General features: G+C 42.7%; 11 protein-coding genes. 6 read left to right on the forward strand and 5 right to left on the reverse strand.

Annotated elements, in window-relative coordinates; translation table 11 throughout:
* Positions 1–276: 276 nt before the first annotated feature.
* The 4 genes from CXF86_RS19515 to CXF86_RS19530 are packed head-to-tail and all read right to left on the reverse strand — an operon-like array spanning position 277 to position 3,869.
* A complete protein-coding gene (locus tag CXF86_RS19515; protein WP_101089201.1) occupies positions 277–843 on the reverse strand; it encodes a TlpA disulfide reductase family protein in 567 nt (188 codons plus the stop codon).
* A complete protein-coding gene (gene nrfF / locus CXF86_RS19520; RefSeq protein WP_180961116.1) occupies positions 840–1,319 on the reverse strand; it encodes a heme lyase NrfEFG subunit NrfF in 480 nt (159 codons plus the stop codon). The genes CXF86_RS19515 and nrfF overlap by 4 nt, the downstream gene beginning before the upstream one ends.
* Positions 1,319–1,873, reverse strand: coding sequence for a DsbE family thiol:disulfide interchange protein (locus tag CXF86_RS19525; RefSeq protein WP_101089200.1), 555 nt, complete (start codon positions 1,871–1,873; stop codon positions 1,319–1,321). Before CXF86_RS19525 ends, nrfF begins: the two co-directional genes overlap by 1 nt.
* 16 nt (positions 1,874–1,889) lie before the next feature.
* The gene (locus tag CXF86_RS19530) at positions 1,890–3,869 is read right to left on the reverse strand and encodes a heme lyase CcmF/NrfE family subunit (protein WP_101089199.1); all 1,980 of its coding nucleotides are present in this window, start codon (positions 3,867–3,869) and stop codon (positions 1,890–1,892) included.
* Between the two features lie 433 nt (positions 3,870–4,302).
* Between CXF86_RS19530 and ccmI the strand changes: the two genes are divergently transcribed.
* Positions 4,303–5,556: a c-type cytochrome biogenesis protein CcmI gene (gene ccmI / locus CXF86_RS19535; protein ID WP_101089198.1), complete on the forward strand. Its 1,254-nt coding sequence runs from the start codon at positions 4,303–4,305 to the stop codon at positions 5,554–5,556.
* 60 nt (positions 5,557–5,616) lie between these two features.
* Here ccmI and CXF86_RS19540 read toward each other — a convergent pair whose 3' ends face one another.
* The gene (locus CXF86_RS19540; RefSeq protein ID WP_101089197.1) at positions 5,617–5,910 is read right to left on the reverse strand and encodes a c-type cytochrome; all 294 of its coding nucleotides are present in this window, start codon (positions 5,908–5,910) and stop codon (positions 5,617–5,619) included.
* A 327-nt stretch (positions 5,911–6,237) separates the two neighbouring features.
* On the opposite strand from CXF86_RS19540, the gene ccmA reads away from it, so the two are divergent.
* The 5 genes from ccmA to ccmE are packed head-to-tail and all read left to right on the forward strand — an operon-like array spanning position 6,238 to position 9,020.
* Positions 6,238–6,888 carry a cytochrome c biogenesis heme-transporting ATPase CcmA gene (gene ccmA, locus CXF86_RS19545; RefSeq protein ID WP_101089196.1) on the forward strand — a complete coding sequence of 217 codons (651 nt, stop codon included), beginning with the start codon at positions 6,238–6,240 and terminating at the stop codon, positions 6,886–6,888.
* Positions 6,889–6,897: 9 nt separating this feature from the next.
* Positions 6,898–7,584, forward strand: coding sequence for a heme exporter protein CcmB (ccmB, locus tag CXF86_RS19550; protein WP_101089195.1), 687 nt, complete (start codon positions 6,898–6,900; stop codon positions 7,582–7,584).
* 1 nt (position 7,585) lies between these two features.
* Positions 7,586–8,332, forward strand: coding sequence for a heme ABC transporter permease (locus CXF86_RS19555; protein WP_102039836.1), 747 nt, complete (start codon positions 7,586–7,588; stop codon positions 8,330–8,332).
* Positions 8,332–8,529, forward strand: a complete 198-nt coding sequence (gene ccmD, locus CXF86_RS19560; protein ID WP_101089193.1) for a heme exporter protein CcmD — start codon at positions 8,332–8,334, stop codon at positions 8,527–8,529. The genes CXF86_RS19555 and ccmD overlap by 1 nt, the downstream gene beginning before the upstream one ends.
* On the forward strand, positions 8,529–9,020 hold the full coding sequence (ccmE, locus tag CXF86_RS19565; protein WP_101089192.1) for a cytochrome c maturation protein CcmE: 492 nt from the start codon (positions 8,529–8,531) through the stop codon (positions 9,018–9,020). The genes ccmD and ccmE overlap by 1 nt, the downstream gene beginning before the upstream one ends.
* Positions 9,021–10,254 lie beyond the last annotated feature (1,234 nt).

Genomic DNA, 10,254 nt, shown 5'->3' on the forward strand with positions numbered 1-10,254 from the left:
ATATCAAACCCGAAGCCCTTAAAGCGCTTGTCACCTGAGTCTCATCTCCGAGAAGATTTAACTCTCTAACACTGCTGCAAGTCCCGTACTACCTAAGTAGTTGGCCTGCTGTGCCGTGTCAGTGGATGCGCATTATAGGGGAATACTGATGGAGCACAAGAGGCTTTCTGTATAAAAATGGAATAATCACGCCAACCGCATAGTTACCAAACAATACGTACGAAAAAGGGGCTAAAAGCCCCTTTTTATCGTCAATTTGAACTTACTCAGTATCTATTACTGTGCTTGTTCCAAAAAGCCTTTTATTAACGTAACCGCTTTGTCATCGTCCCAATCTACAAAGGTACGAACAAAAGCGATCAACTCACCGTCTCTATTAAGGATAAAAGTCGCAGGAATCGTATCTAAAGGAAATACGTTACCTAAACTCTGCTCTTTATCATAAAAGGTAGTGAACTCTTCCATCCCTAATGACTTCAAAAAAGGCTCAACCTGCTTGTTACCATCAAGATCGATAGAAACAGGTAGCACTTCAAATTCGTCAGATCCGATCTTAGCAGAGAAGCGGCTAATCGCCGGAAGCTCCCTTACACACGGAGGACACCAAGTCGCCCACATGTTAACCATGACAACCTTTCCTTTATATTGACTGAAATCTACCGCGTTACCTTGACTATCTTTAAAAGGAACGGCTTCAATAGGGAATGGTTTAGGCAATACACTGATTTGATCAACACTTGATTGGATCTTCACTTCGCCTTTTTTTTGCATTCCAGGGTAAGCTTGCGCTTGCCCTGTAAACATTAAGGCAACTGCAAATAATCCAGATACTATGTTTTTCATTTAGTATCTCGCTTCAAAAGACGATCTAACTCTTTCTGATCTTCCGAAGTCAGTTCTTCAGTATTGCTTTCAGCTATACGTTGTTTACGAATAAACAGAAAGCCAATCATACCGCCGAATAATAATAAACCTATAGGGCCTAACCACAGAACATAGGTTTTAGCTTCCATTCTTGGCTTGTATAGTACGAACTCACCGTAACGACTTGTCATAAACTCAATGATATCATCGTCATTTTTACCTTCGTCGACCATTTCGTATACTTCTAAACGAAGATCTTGAGCTACCGGTGAATTCGAATCGACCAGATTCTGATTCTGACACTGTGGACAGCGTAGTGAATGCGCTAAAGAAAGCGCACGCTTTTGGTTTTCAGGAGACTTGAATTGATAAGTATCTACTGGCGTGGCATTAGCCACTGATGCCATGCTCAGCAATAGAACAAAAGCTGATAGACCCTTAATTAATGTCTTTATCATGATGCACCATCCTTTGCAGCTTCAGCTTGTAACTCTTGAACCATAGGATATAAGGTTTCTTTCCAAATACGTGCGTCAATAGGACCTGCGTATCTGTAACGAATAATCCCTTTATGGTCGACAAGGAAACTCTCTGGAGCACCATAGACACCTAGGTCTAACCCAAGACGGCCTTTATGGTCATATATATTGATCGTGTATGGATTACCTTCACGGCTTAACTCGCGAATGGCTAATGCTCGCTCATCACGATAGTTAATACCATAAATGGGTAAAATATCTTTACGCGCTAATGTCATTAAAAAAGGATGTTCATACTTACATGAAGGACACCAAGTCGCCCACACATTGAGTATTGAAACTTTTCCTTTCAGAGTCTCATTAGTCAGAGTTTCCCCTGTCTTTTCCAAAATCTCTAATTGGAAAGCCGGTATCGGCTTTCCTTCTAGAGCAGAATCGAGGTTTTGAGGATTAAGGAAGAGTCCCTTATAAAGAAACACTCCCAAACCTAAAAACACAACTAGTGGAATAAATAAAACTAGCTTTTTCATACTTACCCTATTCCTATTACGCCGTTGCTAACTTATCATTTTTTTCTACGGTACTCTTATCTGTGCTGCTTGCTTTAACTCTGTAACGCTTGTCGGATGCAGCAAAGAAACCACCGATCATCATGAAGATAGCTCCGAACCATAACCAGCGAACAAACGGCTTATAGTTCAGACGAACCGCAAACTCGGTACGGCTAATAGGGTCGCCCATTGTGACGTAGAGATCTCGGAATAAGCCCCAATCGATACCCGCTTCGGTCATGTCCATTGTACGAACATTGTATTGACGACGGTCTGGTTTTAGTAATGTAACGTAATCATCACCTTGATAAACCTCGATCTGACCTTGCTGCGCAGTATAGTTAGGACCAACTACATTTTTAGTCTCTAGATACTTGAAGGTGTATCCAGCAAGCTCTTGAGAAACACCAGGTCCCATACGTACACTCTTCTCTATAGAGTAGTTAGAGACCATCGTTGCCCCAAGTACAGACACTGCAATACCTAGATGCGCAAAAATCATACCGAGCTGACTGCGAGCTAAACGTGTCATATCGACAGGACCTTCTTTGGTCTTAACGATATTATAAGCTGCTCGGAATGTCATTAACGTCACCCAAGTTGCGGCTCCAGTACCCAAGACAACCCAGATATTGAACTGACCATCGGCGATGAATGGTGCTGCTAAACCTACAACGGCGGCGATCATGGCAGGGATCATAAGTTGGCGTTTTAACTCACCATCTTTTGATTTCTTCCAGCGAATTATTGGACCAATACCCATGAAACCAAATAGTACGAGGACAATTGGAACAAATACTGCGTTGAAGTATGGAGGGCCTACTGAGATCTTACCCATACCTAAAGCATCAATAAGGAGTGGATAGAGCGTACCAAGTAAAACAGTACCACACGCTACAGTGAGTAATAAGTTACACACCAACAGCATGGTTTCTTTAGACTTAAGCTGGAAACGTGCGGGGCTTTTCATCTCGCTTGCTCGGAAGGCAAACAACGTGAGCGAGCCACCGACAGCCAAACCAAGTAGTAATAGAATGAACATTCCTCGACTTGGGTCTGCTGCAAATGAGTGCACTGATGTGAGTACACCGGAACGTACAATAAAGGTACCCAGTAAACTCAGCGAAAATGCAAAAATTGATAATAGAACAGTCCAGTTACGGAACGCGCCACGCTTTTCAGTCACAATAAGCGAATGAACAAGTGCTGTACCAATTAACCAAGGCATAAATGATGCGTTCTCGACTGGATCCCAGAACCACCAACCACCCCAACCAAGCTCATAGTATGCCCACCAAGAACCGAGTGCGATACCACCAGTAAGGAATACCCAAGCCGCTAATGTCCAAGGACGGCTCCAACGAGCCCAAGCAGAATCTAAACGTCCACTCATTAGTGCCGCAATAGCAAATGCAAAGCTTACAGAGAAGCCTACATAGCCTAGATACAGCATTGGAGGATGGAAAATCAAGCCAACATCTTGCAACATTGGGTTAAGATCTCGACCTTCCATTGGAATCGGAAACAACCGCTCAAACGGACTAGATGTCAGCAACATGAATAGCGTGAAGCCAATCAGTATCATGGCTAAAATGGCTAGCACTCGTGCAGTAAAGACTTCTTCTAGGCCTTTACTAAACAATGCGACTGCTGCAGCCCATGCTGATAATGAGAAAACCCAAAATAGCAATGAACCTTCGTGGCCACCCCAGACTGCGGCAATCTTAAAGAATATTGGCAATTCGGAGTTTGAATGATGCGCTACATAAGCGACAGAAAAATCGTCGACGGCAAAACTATAACCGAGCGCGATAACGGAGGTGAGAATAAAGAAGAACATTCCGTATGTTAATGGCCAAGCATAGCGCACCAAATATTGGTCTTTGCGCGCTACACCTACTAAAGGGACGATGGCTAGAAGCATGGCAAATGCCAGGCCTATAATCAGCGAAAAGTGTCCTAATTCTGGGATCATGGGTTTTCCTCAGTCCTAAATCATGTATTGATAAGCATACGCTAATATCATTACATACGTGTCCGTAGTTAACACTACTAAAAAGGGTACAAATTTAGCTCAGTTTAGTGTTTGCTGTTGTTCCTGTCTGCTTATTTCGTACAAATATGGGTGACTTGTCGCATTCTTCCCTTATTATTAGTACGAGCAACACATGAACAGTGATCAAAAAATACCACCATAAACTGAGCAGATTTGGTGGCATTTTTAAGTCAGACTCAAGAAGTTCCCGTAAGTTTCCAGTTATTTTGCAAATAAAATCAATCTGTGAACAAGTGCGCAACTATGACCATTTCAGGTTATATTACTGTTCAATGAATAATCTTTACGTATAATCTGACCCCTCGTTCAGCGGTAAATCCGCTTTTTCGCAAACTAAAGTGAAATAGACATAATGACCACATTCTGGATTTTGATAGCCTTATTTGTTTTGGTTAGCCTAGCGCTGATTTGGTTCCCACATTTTCGTCAGCAAAAAATGCTGCAGACGGAAGAAGCCGGTGTTCGTAGAAGCACCAACTTAGAATTATTTACTGAGCGTCTTTCTGTATTAGAGAAAGAACTCAGTGAAGAGTTACTTGAACAAGCTGAATTTGATGCGCTTAAAAAAGAGCTTGAAATGGGCCTGCTTCAAGATATGAAGCAGGGTGATGATGAATCTCTTGTCAACAAACTGAAGCCTAAAAGCATCGTATGGCCTACTGTGATGTCAGCAGTAATCCTTGGTATCTGTGGCTATATGTATTCCACACTGGGTGCATATCAAAACTTAGACAAACCAGTAGCGTCCAATGGACCACATGCAGGCATGGATACAGCTCAAATCATGTCGCAGCGAGTCCAAGAAATGGAAGCGCAGGCTCAAGCTCAACCTGATAACAGTCAGTTATGGTTTAGCCTAGGACACACATACATCTCTGCTAATCGTTATGACGATGCCATTAAAGCCTTCGATAAAACAATGGAGCTGGTTGGCGTACATGCTGAGCTACTCGGCCCTAAAGCAACCGCTTTGTATTACCGTTCAAACCAACAGATGACACCCGCAGTTCAAGCCTTGATTGACCAGTCGCTTGCACTTGATGATTCAGACCCTTCGACATTATTACTTGTCGGCATGGATTCTTTCTTCTCTGCGGAATATCAAACTGCTATAGATGCATGGCAATTGATTTTGGATAGCGAAAGTAAGGATGTTGACCGCAGTGCCATCATCAATGCTATCGACAGCGCGAAAATGAGAATGGAAACTGAAGGCGAAATGCCAAGTGATGACGCTCATAAGAATGTGAAACCCAAAGCGACCGCTAAGACGGTAACGATAGAGGTCTCTATTTCTCCAGAACTTCAAGCTCAAGTTGCTAGCACCGATATGTTATTCATCTTTGCTCGCTCAACAGAAGGGCCAAAAGTCCCTTTAGCGGCAACGAAAGTATCTGCAGAATCATTGCCAGTAACAATTACACTTGATGACAGCACTAATATGGGCGGTAACGTTAAGTTAAGCGATGCTAAAGCAGTTGAAGTCATCGCAGTGTTATCTAAACATGGCAGTGTTAAGCCACAAGCAGGTGACATTCAAGGGAAGCTTTCAATGCTAAAGCTTGGTGATACAGGGCAACTTATTCTTGATACCCAAGTTCAATAATCTCCATTTACAGACATAAAAAAACCGGCATAAGCCGGTTTTTTTATATCTACAAAAAGCTTACTTTGACATAAACTCAATTGCTTTTTTGTAGTCTTCGTCTGAACAATCAGTACACATTCCACCTGGTGGCATTGCGTTTAGACCTGATTTAACGCTTGATACTAGTGCGTCAGTGCCCTTAGCCAAACGAGGCTCCCATGCAGCAACATCATGTGCTTTTGGAGCACCAGCAACACCCATGCTGTGACAAACTTGACATGCTTTGTCGTAGATAGCTTTACCGTCTTGGGCAAATGCACTTGTAGACAAAGTCAACGCAGCAACTGCAGTCAGTGCTAATAATTTTTTCATTTTATAGGTTCCTAATGCAAATTCTCACAAAGCTCATGCTGCCCTTATCGAATGCGGCAGACTGATTATAGCTGGGCTAGGTTACTACAAACTTCGCTAAATGGCATCTATTTGTGATTTAAATCGCATTTAAGGCTGCTGCACAAGACACCACTCTCAGAAATGTCAATATATTAGTATTAGCAAATGTATAAAAAGTTCCTAAAAACTTTCTAATATTGGAACTACATCAAATTGCTGACACTTAACCTCACGCTGCACTAAACGCTTGAAAGTCTATGTGTTAGGATTACTTGTGTTTTTATACAGCATGATATAGAGGGCTCAGTGGTAGAACAATTAAAAGCAACAACACTGGTATCAGCTAGTAACTTAACCTGCATTAGAGAAGAGCGTATTCTTTTTGAGGAACTGTCCTTCGAAATAACTGAAGGTGAGATTGTTCAAATTGAGGGGCCTAATGGTGCCGGTAAAACAAGCCTTTTGCGGATCATCGCAGGTTTATCTCGCCCATATGCGGGCAATATCAATTTTAAAGGTGAAGACATCATTCGATGTCGAGATGAGTACAATGATGAATTATTGTATCTTGGCCACCTAGCAGGCGTTAAAAGTGAACTAACCGCAGAAGAGAATCTTAATTTTAATTTAAGACTCTGTGGGTATGATGGCTTCGACACTCGCGAAATCCTTTCAAAAGTAAACTTATCCGGTTTTGAAGAAGCACTAGCTGGCCACCTTTCGGCAGGTCAACATAGACGAACTGCGTTAGCCAGACTTTGGCATACGAACTGTAAGATTTGGCTTCTTGATGAACCCTTTACTGCAATCGATAAAAAAGGCGTAGAAGAACTGGAACATTTGTTTCTTGCTCATGCTAAGCGTGGCGGCTGTGTCATCCTAACAACCCACCAAGATATGGGTGTAATTAGCGATGATGTCTTACGTAAAATCCGTCTCGATTATCGCTTTGTTTAGGGGTTAACTATGAAAAAAGGCATCAGCTATACACAGGCTTTCGGTACGGTATTGAAGCGTGATCTACAGATTGCGATCCGTCACCGCGGCGATATATTCAATCCACTCCTGTTTTTCGTTCTTGTGGTCACCCTGTTCCCGCTAGCAATCGGACCAGAACCACAAGTATTAACTCGAGTCGCACCTGGTATTATTTGGGTTGCTGCACTTCTAGCATCAATGCTGTCTTTAGAACGTTTATTTAAAGCAGATTATGTTGACGGAAGTCTCGAGCAGATGCTGTTAAGCCCACAACCATTACCATTAATGGTTTTGGCTAAAGTGCTAGCACATTGGATATTAACAGGTGTGCCTTTAATTTTAGTGGCCCCATTATTAGCAGTACTATTGCATCTTGATAGCAATAGCTATGGCGCTCTAATCGCAACTTTAGCTCTCGGAACACCGGTATTGAGTCTATTAGGTGCCATAGGTGTGGCATTAACTGTTGGGCTCCATAAGGGTGGCGTGCTGCTAAGTTTGCTAATTTTACCTTTATATATTCCCGTACTAATTTTTGCGACCAGCGCGATAGATGCTGCAGGTCTGAATTTACCTTATGATGGTCAACTCGCTATAATCGGCGCTATGTTGATCGGTTCTTTAACGTTAGCACCATTTGCTATTGGTGCTTCCTTACGAGTGAGTACTAACTAAAATGTGGAAATGGTTACATTCCTACGCGGATCCTGAACGCGCTTACAAGCTTTCAAGCAACCTATTACCTTGGTTTGCAACACTAGCAATCGCTTTTATCGGTATAGGTACTATCTGGGGCTTAGGTTTTGCCCCTACTGACTACCAGCAAGGTGATAGTTACCGAATTATCTTTATCCATGTACCGGCTGCGTCGATGTCGATGGCTGCTTATATGGCCATGGCAACATGTTCGTTCATCGGTCTTGTTTGGCAGATTAAATCTGCTGACTGGGCTGCTGCCTCTATTGCCCCTATTGGTGCGGTAATCACCTTTATCGCGCTAATTACAGGTTCGACCTGGGGTAAACCAATGTGGGGTGCTTGGTGGGTATGGGATGCCCGCCTAACATCGGAGTTAGTACTACTCTTCCTTTATTTGGGTATAATATCTCTTTATGCCTCATTTGAAGATAAAGTACTTGCCGCTAGAGCATCTGGTATTTTGGCGCTTGTTGGTGTCATCAACATCCCAATTATCAAGTACTCTGTAGACTGGTGGAGCTCATTGCATCAACCATCTACAATCCGTATTACGGAGAAATCAACCATGTCTACCGATATGCTGTACCCACTGCTTATCAACATCGTTGGTTTCGGACTTATGATCGCAGCGATTACTATCGTGAGATTTAGATCAGAAATTTTAGCACGAAATGGCATGCGTCCATGGGTGCGTGAACTTGCTAAAGCAGAAGGGGTCAAATAATGCAATTCGACTCAATTAGTGAATTTTTAAACATGGGCGGCTATGCTTTTTATGTATGGCTAGCTTACGGAGTCACTTTCTTCTCTCTTGGAACGCTAGTCGTTTCAAGTGTTAGACAGAAACGTAAAGTGTTAGTTGATATCGCAAAGAAGATTCAACGAGAAGAACGCCTTAAAGAAACTCGGAGTACTAAATAGTGAACCCAAGACGAAAGAAACGCTTAACCCTTGCTGTTGCCTTAATCGGTGGTGTTGCAGCAATTGCATCGTTACTTCTGTATGCATTGAACTCGAATTTAAACTTGTTCTTTACTCCTACTGAGATTGTTCAGGGTAAAAAAGATACCGGTGTAATGCCAGAGATTGGTCAACGCATTCGTATTGGCGGCATGGTAACCATAGGCTCTATGGTACGCGATCCCGACAGCCTTCATGTTCAATTTGCAGTACATGATTCTTTAGGTGGTGAAGTCATTGTAACTTATGATGACCTATTGCCTGACTTGTTCCGCGAAGGTCAAGGTATCGTCGCTCAAGGAGTTCTATCTGCACCAGGCACTCTTCAGGCGACTGAAGTTCTTGCTAAGCATGACGAGAACTATATGCCTCCAGAAGTAGCTGAAGCAATGGGACAGACCCATGAAAAGCTTGAATATGACGAAAATCAGGCTAAAGCCGCTGGTTATTAATAACAAAAGCTGCTGTTAACTTATAAAGCCTTCATTAATTGAAGGCTTTTTTGTATCGAAAACACTTTCATAAATGTAGGGTACCTTCGCTGTAACTCCCAATATCATGGAGATGGCCTCACCCTTTAGAAGTAAAAAGAAACTATCACTTACTGTTCTTGACCTTCTTAGTTACAACCATTCGCCATCCCTTATTGCCTCACGTATATTTATACCTATAACTCAGCAGAAGTAATGTTGGCCAAGGACTTGGAGTCATCTGGGATATCCGCTGTGGCGTTATAAGTGTAAACCACCATTACACCGATACGCCCGGCTATATTTGCTCAGTCACCGTACCGACCTATGCTTTACTCTATCTGCTATCGCCACAATAGCCACCTAAACAACTTGCGGCAATAGTGATGCCTTTAGCCGGAGTGAGGCATCACTTTACAGTCGTGTCACACAATAAAATCCCCCTGGCAGTAATTTACCCGTTAACGTCAAATTAGGTATTTTGATATGGCCACTACTAGTTAATATACCCAGTAGTGGCTCAAACTATCCCTAATTAAGTCACACTAGCCTTGGGATAGACTTCACGCCTGCCGAGTATCCACTCACCTGACGCGCTATTTTCACGTCACTTTAATGATCAATTTCGATTTGAACATCAAGTTTATTTTTGTGGGCTTTAACTACCAATATTAATGGCGATTTCGATTAAGCCCGAACACGCCACACACTTCAGAGACCGTGTCGCACGCCTTAAATTTATTACGATTACAGATGATTGAGATCGTCTGGTATCAGTAGGGCGATAGTTTTCTAGGATATCTCTTCTACAGGATTTTCCTTTACGTACTAACTCTCAAGCTTTTAGGCTCTGTAGGAGTTGTTGTAGACTTTGCGATTCCAGACTTTCACCGCCACGATACTAGCTGCTTCCCAGCGGTATAGTCTTGCTAGACAGTCAATAATGCCGCTCCCTGCATAAAACCCAGGATAGAAATTGCACTAGATAGCTTCAGACATTAGGTCACCTCTAAGATTATGAAATCGCGATATAAACCTCTAGCTAGCGAAATTAACCTTCCCACTACAATGCCAGCACATTTTGCCTCTTCGATAGAGGAGCGACACGACTAAAGAGACACAAGTAAACTAAACCTTAATCACGCAATTAATTGGCTGTGGCTGTGGCTGTGGCTGTGGCTGTGGCTGTGGCTGTGGCTGTGGCTGTGGCTGTGGC

The sequence above is a fragment of the Shewanella sp. GutCb genome, from assembly GCF_002836135.1.
Lineage (GTDB): Bacteria > Pseudomonadota > Gammaproteobacteria > Enterobacterales > Shewanellaceae > Shewanella.

Coding starts and splice junctions, on each gene's coding strand:
- ccmI (WP_101089198.1), top strand. CDS start 4,303: ATGACCACATTCTGGATTTTGATAGCCTTATTTGTTTTGGTTAGCCTA.
- ccmD (WP_101089193.1), top strand. CDS start 8,332: ATGCAATTCGACTCAATTAGTGAATTTTTAAACATGGGCGGCTATGCT.
- CXF86_RS19540 (WP_101089197.1), bottom strand. CDS start 5,910: ATGAAAAAATTATTAGCACTGACTGCAGTTGCTGCGTTGACTTTGTCT.
- CXF86_RS19515 (WP_101089201.1), bottom strand. CDS start 843: ATGAAAAACATAGTATCTGGATTATTTGCAGTTGCCTTAATGTTTACA.
- CXF86_RS19530 (WP_101089199.1), bottom strand. CDS start 3,869: ATGATCCCAGAATTAGGACACTTTTCGCTGATTATAGGCCTGGCATTT.
- CXF86_RS19525 (WP_101089200.1), bottom strand. CDS start 1,873: ATGAAAAAGCTAGTTTTATTTATTCCACTAGTTGTGTTTTTAGGTTTG.
- ccmB (WP_101089195.1), top strand. CDS start 6,898: ATGAAAAAAGGCATCAGCTATACACAGGCTTTCGGTACGGTATTGAAG.
- CXF86_RS19555 (WP_102039836.1), top strand. CDS start 7,586: ATGTGGAAATGGTTACATTCCTACGCGGATCCTGAACGCGCTTACAAG.